Here is a 15,370-nt window from a genome sequence, read left to right as displayed (position 1 = left end):
TCGGGGCCGTGCCGGGCGTCACCGGATCACGGTTATATCGCATTCGGCCTTCTGTACGACCTTGTCCGATACGCTGCCGAACAGAACCGAGCGGACGCGGCTCAGTCCCCTGCGCCCCAGCACAAGCAGATCCGCATCGATGTCGGAGGCAACCCTGAGGATCTCATCGGCATAGTCTCCGCTTTCGATCCTTGTGCGGATGTTCCTGGCGCCTGCCTCCTGGGCGACCACCCGTGCACATTCGATGATGTAATCGCCGATCTCCGACACCGCACGTGCCTTGTCTCCGTCAGGCTGCGCCAGGATATCCGTGATGCTTCGCGGCAGGTTGATCGGGTTGGGAGGCGCCTCGTCGGTCGACTTCGCGATGAGATGCTCCGAGACGGCAAGATGTTCCAGCTCTTCTCGCGCTTCGCCATGCATGAGAACGTGCAGGATCGTCAGATCACCACCGATCTTCGCCGAAATTTCCGAAGCGAAAGTCAGGGCTCGATTGGCGATGTCCGACCCGTCGATCGCGACCAGAATCCTGTTAGGCATCGTTTTGCTCCCAGCTGTCCGTTGAACGGCGACCCGACTGCGGCTGATGAGATGTTCCGGCACCCCGCCGCTGTGCTGCGTCATTGCCCGCACCACAGGAACGGAAAGGAACACATCTTTCGCCGCAAGCGTCCGTGGCGAGCGGCCAGTTTAGCAAAAATCGGGGAAATGAGCGAATGGTCGCCGGTGCTCGGCGCATCGGGCATTGATGCACGGCGGCAAACGAGCAGACCCCGGGCGCCACTTGCGTGCGCCCGGGGTCGTTTCAAGAGATAATCGCTGCGGCCCTGCCGGGCTCAGGCGATCAGATGATCCGAGAAGATCGACAGGTCCAGTCCGCTTGTCGCCGCCAAAGGATTGCCGGGGTCGAAAACCGTGTCATAGCCCATGTCTTCCAGGGCGGCGATCGTTGTGTTCGACAGGTAGTTCCCGCTCGTGTTGATGAAACCGGTCATGATCTCGTTGCCGAAATCAAAGCCGTCGGTATCCGCAAGACCCGGGAGGGGACCCTCGTTCCAGTGGCCGCCGGCCGTGCCGGCTCCACCGTCCGTTTCCACGGAAACCGTGTCCGCGCCGAATTCGAAAGCGAAGGCAAGGTCGGCGTTGGCGCCGTTGAATTCCATGGTGCCGTAGGCGTTGCTGGTGACCAGCCCCATGTAGTCCCACATCGTGCCGAAGCCCAGCACGTGGACCATTTCGTGGAACACGATGTCGTTGAACATGGCCATCGCGTCGAAGTCTTCCGCGTCGGCGATGTCGAATTCCATGATGCCGGCGGCAGGCAGGAAGTCGGCCGTCCGGTAGGTGGTCGGGCCGGCCTGGCCCAGAATGCCGCCTGTGCCGTCGATGTCGGTCAGCGTCGCGTCGATCCGTATATCGTCGATCACCGCGCCATTGTAGTAGACGTCGGTAATGTCGCCGAGAATGATGGTCGACAGAAGGTCGGCCGCGTCCAGGAAGCTCTGCTGCAGGGCCACGGTCCAGGTGCCGCCGAAACTGATCTCGATGTTGAACCCCGAGCCGTCGGCCGAACCGGAGGTGTAGCTGTTCAGCAACGTCCCGCCCGTTCCGCCGTCTGTGCTGCCATCCGTGCCACCGTCAGTGCCGCCATCGTTCTTGCCGCCGCCTTTGCCGCCGCCGTTTCCACCGCCATTGCTGCCGCCCGTGCCGTCGTCAGTCTCCCCGTCGGTGTTGCCGCCGCCCTTGCCGTTACCGCCCTTGGCCGACCCGAACCCGTCGCCGAAATCAATCTCGTTTCTTCCGGAGCGCGACCCGCCGAAGCCGCGATGTTCCCCAGGGGAAAAGGAGCCGCCGAAACCGGATGAACCGGCCGAAAACATATCGGACGCGCCCATTCCGGCGCCGTCACTGTCGCCGTCGGTCTCAAGCATCGGTTCGCCGGTTTCATCGCCTTCGGATGCGGGATCGAAAGAAGGCTTGCCGTCGTCTGACCAGCTCACGGGCGCAACATCGGAGCTGTCATCCGCAGGGCCTCTGTCGAACCAGAAATCGAAACTGTCATCAAACAATCCGGCGACCGTCTCGCCGGCGGCCTGCCCTCCGGCGTCTTGATTTTCAGGAAAGGCAATGAAATCGGGAACACCATCGCCATTTCTATCAATAAAGAGGAACGAATCTGATTTCAGGAAGCTGTTGTTTTTGAAGGACATCTTTTTACCGCCGGAGTTGTTTCCGGGTAAATATTGAACACCCGCGTTAATTTTTGGTATTGGAGACACGGTAAATTGCACAGATACTTCACTTACCCCAGAGTCAACCTGAACGCGCACCAGGGAATAGTTCCCGCCTTCGCGAGCCTGCCGGTCGCGTCACGATCCGGGTTGCACCCTATTTCCGCTCCGGCGCCAGGCAGTGGTGGAACTTGTAGTAGCCCGCCAGTTCCCATTTCAGCGGCTTGTCCTTCGGCCCCTCGTCGATCATCTTCAGCGTGTAGGTTTTCGTGTTGAGGCCGCCAAGACTGGAGGCGGACTGGGTGATGGACACCTGCGCCGACGTGGCACCGGGGCCGATCATGCCGGAGACCGAATTCACCATCGAGACATGGCGCGTGCCACCGCTCCCTTCCCGGCTGAGTATGTCCCCCGCCCGGACATCGGCAACGCCCGCGCGCTTCTTCAGCTTGCCGTCGAGATAGTTGATGTGGTCGCCGCCATTGATGCCGAGTGATGGATACTGGCTTTCCAGATAGGCGCCTGTGAAGCCGTTGCAGTCCAGCCCGAGATACCACTTGGCATAGTCCTGCAGGCCCATCACGTAGTTCCAGTGAACGCGGCCGAGGTTGATGTCGGCGGTCTTGAGGTAGAAGTCGATTACCGTGAGGATGCGGCGCATGCGGTCCGGCGTGCCCTTGCCGTAGAAGCCGAGCTGCAGATCCTTCCAGGTGATGTCCACCCACAGCCAGGGCTTGAAATAGTCGGAACCGACAAGGCCGAACGCCAGCAGTCCGGACTTGTCGTCCCAGGTATGCTTGTCGGCGCCGTTCCTGCCGTCCTTGTACCTGTCCTTCTTGGTCAGGAACCACCTGAGATCCTGCAGGGCCGCGCCGTTGAACTTCTTGTTGCGCGGCTCGCCCGAGAGATAGGACTGTACGTTTATGAATTCCGTTCCATTCAGCGTATGGACAATGATCGGCTTGTACTGTTGTTCAAAAATCGACGGCTGCATTACCATGACAGCGTCCCTCTTCGTCCTGAGAGACCCACGACGGGTCGATCTCAACCTAACCTCACGGAAAGCCGAAAACAGCGGTCTGCGTCACATCCGCAACCATTTCCCGTGCACACCCGCCGCTTTGTCTGTATCTTGCCCGAACATTTTTGGAAGTTTCATGTATGCCAACCATTTACCAGCTTAAATCCCGCTTTCAGGATCTGCTGCGCCCGCTCTGCCGCGCACTTGCGGCAAGGGGCGTTACCGCCAATCAGGTGACGCTTGCAGCCCTCGGCTTTTCGGTTCTGGAGGGCGCGGCGCTCTGGCTGTTTCCGGGCGCTTTCCTGCCGCTGATCCTGCTGCCGCTCGTCCTCTTCATCCGCATGTGTCTCAACGCCATCGACGGCATGCTGGCGCGCGAGCACGACCAGAAATCCAGTCTCGGAGCGATCCTCAACGAACTCGGCGACGTCCTGTCCGACGCCGCGCTCTACCTGCCCTTTGCCGCTCTGCCCTTCGTCTCCGCCCCGCTTGTGGTCGGGCTCGTGGTGCTGGCGATCATCGGCGAGATGACCGGTGTGGTCGGTGTGCAGATCGGCGCCGGCCGCCGCTATGACGGCCCTTTCGGCAAGAGCGACCGGGCGGCCCTTTTCGGTCTCTGCGGGTTTCTGATGGCGCTCGGGCTAACGTCTCCCCTTCTCTATCAGGTCCTTTTCGGCGCGGGGCTCGCCCTTTCCGCGCTGACCATCTGGAACCGCGCCCGCGCGGCGCTCAAGGAGCTTGACCCCGCATGACACTGCAGACGATCCACTGGGCGCTGATCGGCATCTGGGCGCTGCTGGCTGCCGCCAGCGTCATTGTCTACGTGATTTCCAGGCGCTCGAAAAAGCCCGTGACCGAGCTTGTCCAGCGCACCCAGAGCTGGTGGGTCATGGTGGCGATCTTCACGATCTCCTTCCTGGTCTCGAATACACTGTCGATTATCGTCTTCGGTCTGGTCAGCTTCCTGGCGCTGAAGGAATACTTCTCCATGATCCCCACCCGCCGGACCGACAGGCGGGTGCTCTTCTGGGCCTATCTGTCGATCCCGGTTCAGTATTTCTGGGTCTATGACAGCTATTACGGCATGTTCGCGGTGTTCATCCCGGTCTACATGTTCCTGTTCCTGCCCTTCGCCAGCCTCATGACACAGAAGACCGACGGTTTCCTGAGGGCGATCGGCACGCTCAACTGGGGCATGATGCTGTGCGTCTTTTCCATCAGCCACGCGGCCTTCCTGCTGATCCTGCCGCCGACGGAAGAGAGCAGCGCCGGCGGGCCGGGTCTGCTGCTTTATCTGATCTTCCTCACCCAGTTCAACGACGTCGCCCAGTATACCTGGGGCAAGATGTTCGGCAGGCGGAAGATCATTCCCGGCGTCAGCCCGAACAAGACCTGGGAAGGATTTCTGGGCGGCGTCGCAACCACTTTCGTCCTGGCGATCGTGACGGCGCCGCTTGTCACGCCCTTCGACCTTGCCCACGCTGCGGCGGCCGGCCTTCTCATTCCCGTTGCCGGCTTCATAGGCGACGTGACTGTCTCGGCGCTCAAGCGCGATCTCGGCGTCAAGGACACCGGCAGCCTCATCCCCGGCCATGGCGGCATCCTGGACCGCATCGACAGCCTGACCTACACCGCCCCGCTGTTCTTCCACTTCACGCGGTATTTCTACTATTAGAGAGCACACTGCCCCCATGCTCCAGAAGCTCTTCTATATCTTCGTAAAGGTCGCCGTACTGTTCCTTCTGGGGCTGAACGTGCGGCGCAAGGAACTGCTGCCCGCGGACGGCCCGGCGATCATCGTCGCCAATCACAACAGCCATTTGGACACGATGGTGCTGATGGCCCTGATGCCGTTGTCGAAGCTGAAGGACATCAAGCCCGTCGCGGCGGCGGACTATTTCTTCGCCTCGCCCGCAAAAGCCTGGCTCTCGGAACGCGTGCTCGGCATCATACCGGTGGAACGGGGCGCCAAGGGAAAGGCGGCGGACAAGGCGGCGGATCCGCTGGAGGGCTGCTACCGGGCGCTTGGCGAGGGCAAGGTCCTGATCCTCTTCCCGGAGGGCTCGCGCGGCGAGCCGGAGACGATGACCGACCTCAAGAAAGGCGTTTCCTATCTCACCGAACGCTTTCCCGACGCCCCTGTCGTTCCCGTCTTCACTCACGGTCTCGGCAAGGCCCTGCCGAAGGGGTCCTTCCTGCTGGTGCCGTTCTTCTGCGATATTTTCGTCGGAGAACCAATCACTTGGGCCGGCGACCGGAATCGTTTTATGAGCGCCTTGCAGGACCGCTTCAAGAAACTCTCCACGGAAAAGACTTTTGCGCCCTGGGAGTAATATTTATGCCGCCCTCTGGGGCTTTGCCGAGGCGACGCTGTTCTTCATCGTGCCCGATGTGCTGCTCACCAGTCTGGCGCTGAGCTCGCTCGCAAGGGCGCTGAGGGCTGCGGTGGTCGCGGCGCTTGCCGCCACATGCGGCGGCCTCATGGTGTGGGTCTTTGCCAATGAAGCGCCGGAGACGACCCGCGCCGTACTGCTGCATGTTCCCGGAATATCGGAGGCGAGTTTCGCGACGGTCCGGCAGCTTCTCCGCAACGGCCTCTTCGACGGCATGCTGCTCGGCGCCTTTTCCGGCGTGCCTTACAAGATCTTTGCCGCCGAAGCCAGCTTTTCCGGCACCAGCCCGCTGACGTTCGCCCTGCTCTCACCGGCCGTACGACTGCCGCGCTTCGTGGCGATGAGCGTGGCGGCCTGGGGCCTGTCGCGACTGGTCGGAGAACGGCCCACCGCGGCACAGAAACTGGGGATCAGTCTGGCGTTATGGGCCGTGTTCTACGTCTACTATTTCAGCGTGGTGGGCTGGTGAGCGGGAGCCCCCTGGCTCCGTCATTCCAGACAAGTGCAGCAAGGCTGCGCGCAGATCTGGAATGACGTGAGAGGAGACAAAGCCTCCTACTCGCTCAACACGTCCTTCACCGTCGTCGCCAGCTGTTTCAGCGTGAACGGCTTGGGCAGGAAGTAGAATTTCTCGCCCGGCGGCAGGTTTTCCTCAAAAGCGTCTTCCGCATAGCCGGAGACGAAGATGATCTTCAGGTCCGGGCGGGTCTTGCGCAGTTCGACCAGCAGCGACGGGCCGTCCATTTCCGGCATGACCACGTCGGAGACGACGAGGTCGATCTTGCCGTCGGTCTGCTCCATTACTTCCAGCGCCTCGTTGCCGGAGCAGGCCTCATAGACCGTGTAGCCGCGGGAGGCGAGCGCGCGGGCGCCGAAGGCGCGCACGGCCTCCTCGTCCTCCACCAGCAGGATCGATGCCGAGCCGGTCAGGTCCTTCACCTTTTCCGGCTCGCTCTCCTTGACCTCGATCTTCTTCTGCTCGACCACCTGCGGGATGTGCCGCGGCAGGAACAGGCGGAACGTCGTTCCGGCTTCGACTTCCGACGTGCAGAAGATGAAGCCGCCGGTCTGCTTGACGATGCCGTAGACCGTCGACAGGCCGAGCCCCGTGCCCTTGCCCACTTCCTTGGTGGAGAAGAACGGATCGAAGATCTTTTCCATGATTTCCGGCGGCATGCCGTGGCCGGTGTCTTCCACCTCCACCAGCGTGTATTCGCCCGGAGGCATGCCCCGGGTGTTTTCGAACTGGGTGCTTTCCGCCTGCCCCACGTTGCGCGTGCGGATCGTCAGGCGCCCGCCCTCCGGCATGGCGTCGCCCGCGTTCACCGCCAGGTTCACGATCACCTGTTCCAACTGGTTGAGATCGGCCATGACCGGCCACAGGTCGCGGCCATGCACCACCTTCAGTTCCACCTTTTCGCCGAGCAGCCGGTCGAGCAGGATGGAAAGGTCGGCCAGAACGTCGTTGAGTTCCAGCTGCTGCGGCCTCAGCGTCTGGCGGCGCGAGAAGGCCAGCAACTGGCGCACGAGGCCGGCCGCGCGGTTGGCGTTCTGCTTGATGTTCATGATGTCCTGGAAGGACGGGTCGGTGGGCCGGTGGCTGGCCAGGAGCAGGTCCGAAAAGCCGATGATGGCGGTCAGCACGTTGTTGAAATCGTGTGCGACACCCCCGGCGAGCTGGCCGATCGCCTGCATCTTCTGGCTTTGCGCGAACTGGGCCTCCAGGGCCCGCTGCTGGGTGGTTTCCAGCGCGTAGACGATCGCCGCCTCGCCGTCGCCCTCGCCCTCCTGCACGGCGGACACATAGAAGGTCGCCGAACGCGGATCGTTGCCTTCGACCAGAGGAATGTCGATCGGTGCGATTTCGCCGATGCCGTTCGCCGCGGCCCGCAGGGCCATGGCCAGCTCGCCGCGGCCGCTGTCGGCGACATAGGCCTCCAGCTTGGGCGACTCGTCCCCCGTATCGACGGCTCCGAACAGTTTCAGGAACGGCGCGTTGGTGCGCAGCACCCGGCCCTCCTTGTCAAGCGATGCAATGGCGATCGGCGTGTTGTTGAAGAAGCGCGCAAAGCGCACTTCCGCGGCTCTCAGCGCCTCGGAAGCCTCCTCGCCGCGGGAACGGTTCAGAACCAGCGTCCGGCTGTCGCCGGCGTGGCCGTTCTCGCCGAACGGCACCCTATGCAGCAGGCGCACGGGAAGCCCGCGGCCGTTGCGGGTGACGAAGTCGAGGTCGAAGGTCTCGCTCTTCACCTCGCCCGCCTGACCCTTCACGGAGCGGATCAGCTCCGTGCCGTCGCCGCGCACGATGTTGGAGAGGTCCAGGTCCCCCGCGTCGAACTGGGCAAGGTCGTAGCCCAGCCAGTCGGCAAGGGTTGCGTTCAGATAGACGATGCGGCCTTCCGCATCGCAGGAAAAGAAACCGGCCGGCGCATGATCAAGGAAGTTGATGACCCGCTGCAGTTCCTGAAACGAGTTTTCCTGTTCCGCCCGGTCGCGAGTGATGTCCGCCAGTTGCCAGACGGCCATGGGCTTGCCGCCGCCGCGCTCCTTGGAGACCTGCAGCGGGCGCACCGACACGCGGTACCAGCGCGCGGAACCTTCCGCCCGGCCGAGCGGGAACGGCATGCGGATTTCCTCCTGCGCCCTGCGGCCGTCGCGCATGGCCTGGGACAGGCGGAAGATGGCATCGGCCGCATCCGGGTCGGAGGAAAACACCCGTTCGACAACCCGGATATCGGCAGCGCTCTCCGCGCCGGTCAGGTCCGCATAGGCCTTGTTGGCATAGACGAGGCGGCCTTCCAGGTCGGTGATCAGCGCGCCGTCTTCCAGAGTGTCCATGAACGCGGAAGCAAGCGGATTGGCCTCGCCCGGGCGGGCGGACATGCGCAGGAAACCGATCGCGCCGGCAAACAGGCAGAACACGCCCACCACGGCCAGAATGCCGAGCAGCGCCAGGATGAACGGCTGCGCAACCTCCCGGTCCATCACCGCAAAGGCAGCCGCCGCGCCGACGAGCAATAGCGCCAAGCCTATCAGCAGGCCTATGTTACCGGAACGCTCCGGGCGGCTTATCATCGGCCCGCTCGGCGTCCCGTCCATGTCACTCATCAGTCCTGTCTCCCCGGCCCGATCTCGATAAAACTTTCGGCCGTTTGTAAGCATTCTGTGCTTACCATCCAATTTCAACTGATATGAGGCCCAGTCCTGTTGAAATTCACCCGTTTGACGCAATTCAAACCGGCGGTGTCACTCATCGGGCCTAGTTCGCCCGCCAGGCCGCCCGCTTGCGCATCCGGAACACGAAGCCTATCACCTCGGCAACCGCCTTGTAGTGCTCCTCCGGCACTTCCCTGTCGATTTCGACAGTCGCATAAAGCGCCCGGGCAAGCGGCGGATTCTCGATCACGGGGATCTCGTTTTCCTTGGCAACTTCACGGATTTTGAGCGCAATGGCGTCCGTGCCCTTGGCTAGGCAAACCGGTGCCCCCATACCTTCATCATATTTCAGCGCCACCGCATAGTGGGTCGGGTTGGTGACCACCACGGTGGCCTGCGGCACCGACGACATCATCCGTTTGCGCGAGCGCTCCATGCGCAGCTGCCGGATCTTGCCCTTGATCTGCGGGTCACCTTCGGTCTGCTTGTATTCTTCCTTGATCTCGCGCAGCGACATCTTCTGCTTGTTGTACCACTTGTTGCGCTGATAGATGAAATCGGCCGCCGCCACAACGGTCATCACCGCCAGGATCGCGGCCAGAACCTGCAGGATCAGGACACGCGCCTCCTGCAGGATCACCAGCGTATCCGCATGGATCATCACGTCGGCTTCATCCCGGTGCGGCCACAACACCGCGACCATGACCGCCCCGACGACCGAGATCTTCACCATCCCCTTGGCGAAGTTTACCAGACTGTCGGCCGAAAACAGCCGCTTGAATCCGGAAGCCGGCGAAATCTTCGAAAGTTTCGGCTTGATCGTCTCGGCGGTCAGCAACGGCTGGTGCTGAACCAGGTTGCCGGCCACCGCCATCAGGACGAGGCCCAGCAGCGGCACGCCGACGATCAGCGCGACGGACTGTCCCGTGTCCCGCCAGAGCGCCCTCAGCGCATAGCCGTCGACGGGGATCTGGTGGGCATGCTCCATGTAGCCCTTCATAAGGTCGCTCAGCGCCGCGGCCGTTCCCGGCGCGAAGATCGCGATCATCAGCGTTGCCCCGGCCAGGGTGAACCAGGTGCTGACTTCCTGAGATTTCGGTACGTCCCCCTTGTCATGCGCTTCTTTCAAGCGCTTGTGCGTGGGGTCCTCTGTCTTTTCCGAGTCGTCGCTATTGTCCGCCATCGCGCAGCGCTACCCCAGGATGAACTTGCCGAGCGCTTCCCTGAAATGTTCCAGATAGAACATCATCAGGGTCGTGATCAGCACCATAAGCATGAACAGCCCGACCGCGATATTCACGGGCATGGCAATGAAGAAGATCTGCATCTGCGGCATCAGCTTGTTGAGCAGGCCGAGGCCGAAATAGAAAACCAGTCCGACAACCAGGAAAGGCGCGCTCATGCGCGTCGCGATCGAGAACACATGGGCCACCGTTTCCGTCGCGTTCTGGGAAAAATCGCCCACCGGCAGCGGATTTCCCGGCGGAAAGATCGTGAAACTGTCGTAGAGCGCGGCGATCACAAGATAATGGGTGTCCGTGACGAATACGAGCGTCATGGCGAGGATCGACAGGAAGTTGCCGTAGAGCGCGCCCTGTTGCCCTTCATTGGCGATATCCGTTCCGAGCGCGAAGGCCAGCCCGGACTGGTTTGCGATGATGACGCCGGCGATCTGCAGGACAGAGGTGATCATCTTGGCGCACAGGCCGATCCCGAAGCCGATGGCCAGTTCCCCGCCGAGCAGCACCAGCAGCCGCATCGGATTGGCGGTCAGCTCCGCCGGATACTGCCCCGCGCCGACGGGATAGAGCACCAGGGTCAGGGCCAGGGCGATCGTCAGGCGGAACCGCATCGGAATGACGCTTTCCCCCAGCGCCGGCAGCAGCATGATCATCGTGCCGAGGCGCGCAAACATCAGCAGGAATGCGGCAGCGACGTCGGGCAGAAAATCGAGCTGTATGGTCATCCCTAACTCGTGGCCAGGATCATCTCCGTCACCCGTCCCATGAAGGCCTCCAGCAACTGGCTCATGAACGGCAGGGTGATGAGGAGCGTCACGAAAATCGCCAGGATCTTCGGCACGAAAACGAGCGTCATTTCCTGAATCTGGGTCAGCGCCTGGAACAGGGCGATGACCACGCCGACGAGAAGGCCGACGATCATCACCGGCGCGGCGACCAGGATCATCGTCCAGACCGCTTCCCTGCCGATGTCGAGAACTTCACCGCCCGTCATTCAGGCGCCCTCCGCTAGGTCGTGGTGACGATTTAACCATTGTGCCGGCGTGACACATTTCGTTCATGGCGAGACGCGAAATGCGCAGCAGTGTGGCCCACTTCAAGCATTTCGCAACGACGTCCAGGGGCGAAATGTGCCTCGTCCCGAAGAGATCAAATCGGCATCCGCATGATTTCCTCATAGGCGGAAATGACCCGGTCGCGCACCGCCACCATGGTTTCCAGGGCGACTTCCGTCTCGGCGATGGCGGTCACCACGTCGACGACGTCGGTTCTGCCCTCGATCAGCCCGACCGCCTTGTCATCCGCCTTGCGGCCCTGGTCGACAACCGTCTCGACCGCCTCCTGCACCATCTGGCCGAAGTCGACCGCCTGCGGCTTGGCACCCGCGTCTTCGGCGGCACGTGCCTGCTGCTGCAGTCTTGCGGCCATCTGATAGGCATTGCTTGCAATTGACGCGGTGGACATGACCCCCACTCCCTTTCACGTTTGGTTGCTGCGGATCACGCCCGCAGGATATCGATCGTCCGCTGCAGCATCCGGCGCGTGGTTTCGATGACGTTCAGATTGGCTTCATAGGACCGCTGCGCCTCGCGCATGTCGGTCGTCTCGATCAGCGTATTCACGTTCGGCTGCAGCACGTATCCGTTCTCATCGGCCGCCGGATGGCCCGGCATGTGGTGGGACGGGAAATCGGACTGGTCCTCGGCAATCTTGCCAAGCTCCACCTTCTGCGCACCGAGTTCCTTGTCGAACTGCGCCTCGAAAGTCGGGATTTTGCGGCGATAAGGTTCTTCCCCCGGCGCCTTTCCGGTCGAGTTGGCGTTGGCGATGTTTTCCGCAATGATGCGCATGCGCCCGTTTTGCGCCTTGAGGCCGCTTGCCGAAACAAACAGGGATTTGATCAGGTCCATTTCATCGGTCCTTCCTGCTGGGCTGAGCTCGGGCACACCCGCCTGAACTCAGAAAAACTGCCTGTTTTCACTGTATCGGCGCGGCCGGTCGGTGCTCTTCGAAGCGCGCTAGACACTCTTCGACAACGCGGTGCGGATCAGTCCAAGGCCCTTGGTGTAAAGGGTCGTCGCCGCCTGGAAATCCATCTGGTTCTCGGTCACCTTCATCATCTGCTCTTCAAGATTGACGCTGTTGCCACTGGGCGTCACCTCGAAGGAATCCAGCATTTCGACCTTGGCATCCCTGGTCCCCGATCCCGACATGGAACTGGCGATATGACCGACCTTCGTGGTCTCGGCCGCCAGCACCAGGCTTTCCCGGCCAACGTGATCCTTGAAGCTGTAGGCCTTGACGTCCCTGGCGCCAAAGCCGGGCGTATCGGCATTGGCGATGTTTTCGGCCAGCACTCCCTGGCGCGCCTGATGCCATCGCATTTTCGATTTCAGCGCCTGGAACAGCGGCAGGTCCATCACAGCCATTCAATTCACCATTCGTTAACCAACTAGGCAATGTTTGCCGGTCAAATGGTTAATGAAGGGTTAACGGATAAAAACCACTTTTGACGCAAACCTCTCAAAAACCAGTGGAAGAGGACAACATTCCTTTGCATTTCGCGAAATGAGCCCCGCCGCCGGCAGGCATATTTTGCCCGCTTCTGTTAACTTTAAGACCTAGTGAGATTCGAAGCGGATCAGCAAGCAGCCGGAACGGGCGATTGACGGGACCAAAAGCTTCCACGGCTTTGAAAAGCGAAACAACAAAAGAGGTTTGCGGCGATCGGCCAATGCTGGCGCGTTTCCCGGATTTGCTGGGGATAAGCGGAAAACTTCCCAAATCAGGGCACAGAAGCAAAGTAACCGGCATCGGCGGAAAGACTGCAGCAGGGGCGGCACGAGGAAGACATGTACAATTGGATTGAAACGACGTTCAACGTGAGCGGAGGTGTTACACAAGTGATCGCGGTGCTTCTCGCGCTCGCAGCCGTCCTTCTGCTGTTCGGCCTGTTCATCTTCATTCTCAGGCGCCTGATGGGATCCGACCCCCAGCAGAACCGGAGCAGGCAGCCCCGTATCGCCGTCATGGACAGCGCCGCCGTCGACACCAAGCGTCGTCTCATCCTGATCCGCAGGGACAATATCGAACACCTGATTCTTGTCGGCGGCCCGAGCGACGTCGTCGTGGAACAGAACATCATCCGCCACGCCCCGCTCGGCAGCGCGCGTCCCGGCACCATGGCCCAGGCAGGCGTGCCTGGGCAGGTCAAGAGCCCTGTGGCGCCCGGCCCCGACCTGCCGCCGCGCCCGGACGAGTGGGCCGCGGCGACCGAGACCGCTCCCCCGCCGCCTGCCGTCCAGGCCAGGCCTCCTTCGCCGGCGCCCCGGCCCGCGGCCGCAGCTTCTCCCTCGGCCCCAGCCGCGACCTCAGCCCCGGCACGTGCTCCGGCGGCGCCCTCCGCACCCGCACCAACTGCGACGGCCCCGGTGGCGCCGGCTGCCCCCAGGCAACCGGCCATGGAAAAGGCGCGGATCAATCCCTTTGCCGCCAAGCCTCCCCAGACGGATGCCAAACCGGCAACAGCGTCGCTCGACGTCAGGCCGGACCCGAAACCGGAACCTGCCGGCAGCACCGGCCGCGCCGCGGACCTGCTGCGCGCGGCAACCCAGAACGGTTTCAACAGAACCGTCTCGAAACCCCAGTCGCCTGCGGTCCCACCTGTGGCAGATATGGCGGCAGGTGCGGAGAAGGCCCATCAGGCGCCGGAAGTGAAGGTCGAGCCCGCCCCCGTCAGGGAAGAGGCCACGCCGGCCGCCAGCGACACCGCTTCACCCTTCAAGTCCCTGACGCGGCCGTTCAGCCCGCGCGAGCGCCCCTCCTATGGCGGCTACTCCATCACGCCCCCGGCGTCCGGCCCCGCCGCACGCGCAAAGACCGCTCTGCTGAAACCGGTGGAAGCTGAGCAGCCCGCGCACAAGATCGAACCCGTCCTGCCCGCCGCTCCCGCACCGGCCGCCCCGCCCCCGCAACCGGAGCAGCAGGCCGAAACCGACCGGATTGCACCGGATGTTCCGGACGAGCGCCACGAGGATGCCGGAGAGGTTCCGGCGGAACCGGAAACCGCCGGCGTGGCCGCTCGTGAAGAGGACCGGGTGAGCGAAGAGACTGACAGCACGCCTGCGGCCGCGGCCGATCAGGATGAAACCGCAACCGCTTCCCTGGCGGAGCCGGAGGCTGCCGGACCGTCCGGCAACGAGCCCCAGGAGGACGGCGCGGCCGAAACCGTCGCGCCCAAAACCGTTACGCAAAGGGATATCGAGCTTGATCTGGGAGACCTCATTGTCGACGACGGCCCGGCGGAAGCCGAGCCGGGCCCGGATGACCTTGCCGACACCCAGCCAGACAGACAGGACCAGGCCCAGGGCGCTGGCGACACCCCGGAACGCAGCTCGGCGCCCGAAGTCAAGCTGACGGACACGGACGTCAAGCCGGCGGCCAAACCGTCGGCCGGACTGGGCGACCGGAACCCGATCGAAGAGGAAATGGCCAGGATCCTCGATGAACTGGGCGGGCAGTCACGAGGATGACGCAGGACAACCGCTTGGTGCCACGCCTCAGGTGGCCTGTTGGTTTGGCGGGACTGCTGGCGTTTCTGGCCGCGGGCCTGATCTTTTTCGCGGGCCCGGCAACCGCACAGGAGATTTCCATAGGCCTCGGCGATGACGCCAGCCTGACCGAACGCGCCGTTCAGCTCGTCATCCTTCTGACGATCCTGTCGCTCGCTCCGTCGATCCTGGTGATGGTGACGAGCTTCACCCGGATCGTCGTCGTCCTTTCGCTGCTGAGATCGGCAATCGGCCTGCAGACCGCGCCGCCGAACATGGTCATGGTCAGCCTGGCGCTGTTTCTCTCCGCCTTCATCATGATGCCGACGCTGCAGTCGGCCTATGATGCCGGCGTTCAGCCGCTCGTGGACGGCAACATCGAATTCGAAGAGGCCTTCGATCGTGCTTCGGATCCTTTCCGGACCTTCATGCTGTCACAGGTCCGCGAAAAGGATCTTGCGCTGTTTCAGGAGCTTTCCGGCCAGGAGGCACCGGAGGGACCGGAAGAACTTTCCATGGCGACGCTCGTACCGGCCTTCATGATTTCCGAGTTGCGGCGGGCGTTCGAGATCGGCTTCCTGCTCTATCTGCCGTTTCTCATTATCGACCTCGTCATCGCCTCTGTGCTCATGTCCATGGGCATGATGATGCTGCCGCCGGTGGTCATCTCCCTGCCGTTCAAGCTGATCTTCTTTGTGCTTGTCGACGGCTGGAACCTGGTGGCCGGTTCACTGGTCAAGAGCTTTGGCGGCGGCTGAAGCGCCGCTCGAACGAGTTC

The 15,370-nt window shown here is 62.4% G+C and carries 16 protein-coding genes; 6 read left to right on the top strand and 10 right to left on the bottom strand.

The window, feature by feature from the left end; genetic code table 11:
• Positions 1-18: 18 nt before the first annotated feature.
• The 3 genes from ON753_RS06635 to ON753_RS06625 form a co-directional block, all read right to left on the bottom strand.
• Complete coding sequence (locus tag ON753_RS06635) at positions 19-540, bottom strand: universal stress protein (protein ID WP_265961785.1); 522 nt, start codon at positions 538-540, stop codon at positions 19-21.
• Between the two features lie 296 nt (positions 541-836).
• Positions 837-2,069, bottom strand: coding sequence for a leishmanolysin-related zinc metalloendopeptidase (locus tag ON753_RS06630; protein ID WP_265961784.1), 1,233 nt, complete (start codon positions 2,067-2,069; stop codon positions 837-839).
• Between the two features lie 319 nt (positions 2,070-2,388).
• Complete coding sequence (locus tag ON753_RS06625; RefSeq protein ID WP_265961783.1) at positions 2,389-3,231, bottom strand: hypothetical protein; 843 nt, start codon at positions 3,229-3,231, stop codon at positions 2,389-2,391.
• 161 nt (positions 3,232-3,392) lie between these two features.
• Between ON753_RS06625 and ON753_RS06620 the strand changes: the two genes are divergently transcribed.
• The 4 genes from ON753_RS06620 to ON753_RS06605 are packed head-to-tail and all read left to right on the top strand — an operon-like array spanning position 3,393 to position 6,114.
• Positions 3,393-4,004 carry a CDP-alcohol phosphatidyltransferase family protein gene (locus ON753_RS06620; RefSeq protein WP_265961782.1) on the top strand — a complete coding sequence of 204 codons (612 nt, stop codon included), beginning with the start codon at positions 3,393-3,395 and terminating at the stop codon, positions 4,002-4,004.
• Entirely contained in the window at positions 4,001-4,927 is a 927-nt protein-coding gene (locus ON753_RS06615) for a phosphatidate cytidylyltransferase (RefSeq protein ID WP_265961781.1), read from the top strand. The genes ON753_RS06620 and ON753_RS06615 overlap by 4 nt, the downstream gene beginning before the upstream one ends.
• 16 nt (positions 4,928-4,943) lie before the next feature.
• Positions 4,944-5,585 (top strand): lysophospholipid acyltransferase family protein, encoded by a 642-nt coding sequence (locus ON753_RS06610; RefSeq protein ID WP_265961780.1) that lies wholly within the window; start codon positions 4,944-4,946, stop codon positions 5,583-5,585.
• Positions 5,569-6,114, top strand: coding sequence for a hypothetical protein (locus tag ON753_RS06605; protein WP_265961779.1), 546 nt, complete (start codon positions 5,569-5,571; stop codon positions 6,112-6,114). The genes ON753_RS06610 and ON753_RS06605 overlap by 17 nt, the downstream gene beginning before the upstream one ends.
• An 86-nt stretch (positions 6,115-6,200) precedes the next feature.
• Here ON753_RS06605 and cckA read toward each other — a convergent pair whose 3' ends face one another.
• The 7 genes from cckA to flgB form a co-directional block, all read right to left on the bottom strand.
• Entirely contained in the window at positions 6,201-8,753 is a 2,553-nt protein-coding gene (gene cckA / locus ON753_RS06600) for a cell cycle histidine kinase CckA (RefSeq protein ID WP_265961778.1), read from the bottom strand.
• 151 nt (positions 8,754-8,904) lie between these two features.
• Entirely contained in the window at positions 8,905-9,984 is a 1,080-nt protein-coding gene (gene flhB / locus ON753_RS06595; RefSeq protein WP_265961777.1) for a flagellar biosynthesis protein FlhB, read from the bottom strand.
• A gap of 9 nt (positions 9,985-9,993) precedes the next feature.
• A complete protein-coding gene (gene fliR, locus ON753_RS06590; protein WP_265961776.1) occupies positions 9,994-10,767 on the bottom strand; it encodes a flagellar biosynthetic protein FliR in 774 nt (257 codons plus the stop codon).
• A gap of 2 nt (positions 10,768-10,769) precedes the next feature.
• On the bottom strand, positions 10,770-11,036 hold the full coding sequence (gene fliQ, locus ON753_RS06585) for a flagellar biosynthesis protein FliQ (protein WP_265961775.1): 267 nt from the start codon (positions 11,034-11,036) through the stop codon (positions 10,770-10,772).
• A gap of 155 nt (positions 11,037-11,191) precedes the next feature.
• Complete coding sequence (fliE, locus tag ON753_RS06580) at positions 11,192-11,506, bottom strand: flagellar hook-basal body complex protein FliE (RefSeq protein ID WP_265961774.1); 315 nt, start codon at positions 11,504-11,506, stop codon at positions 11,192-11,194.
• A gap of 35 nt (positions 11,507-11,541) precedes the next feature.
• Complete coding sequence (gene flgC / locus ON753_RS06575; protein ID WP_265961773.1) at positions 11,542-11,952, bottom strand: flagellar basal body rod protein FlgC; 411 nt, start codon at positions 11,950-11,952, stop codon at positions 11,542-11,544.
• Between the two features lie 108 nt (positions 11,953-12,060).
• Entirely contained in the window at positions 12,061-12,471 is a 411-nt protein-coding gene (flgB, locus tag ON753_RS06570; protein ID WP_265961772.1) for a flagellar basal body rod protein FlgB, read from the bottom strand.
• 423 nt (positions 12,472-12,894) lie between these two features.
• Between flgB and ON753_RS06565 the strand changes: the two genes are divergently transcribed.
• Positions 12,895-14,574, top strand: a complete 1,680-nt coding sequence (locus ON753_RS06565; RefSeq protein ID WP_265961771.1) for a flagellar biosynthetic protein FliO — start codon at positions 12,895-12,897, stop codon at positions 14,572-14,574.
• Positions 14,571-15,350, top strand: a complete 780-nt coding sequence (fliP, locus tag ON753_RS06560) for a flagellar type III secretion system pore protein FliP (protein WP_377047405.1) — start codon at positions 14,571-14,573, stop codon at positions 15,348-15,350. Before ON753_RS06565 ends, fliP begins: the two co-directional genes overlap by 4 nt.
• The last annotated feature ends 20 nt before the right edge of the window (positions 15,351-15,370 follow it).

This window comes from Roseibium salinum (assembly GCF_026240905.1).
Lineage (GTDB): Bacteria > Pseudomonadota > Alphaproteobacteria > Rhizobiales > Stappiaceae > Roseibium > Roseibium salinum.
Note: the sequence above shows the minus strand (reverse complement) of the source record. Positions and strands in the feature narration are given on the sequence as shown.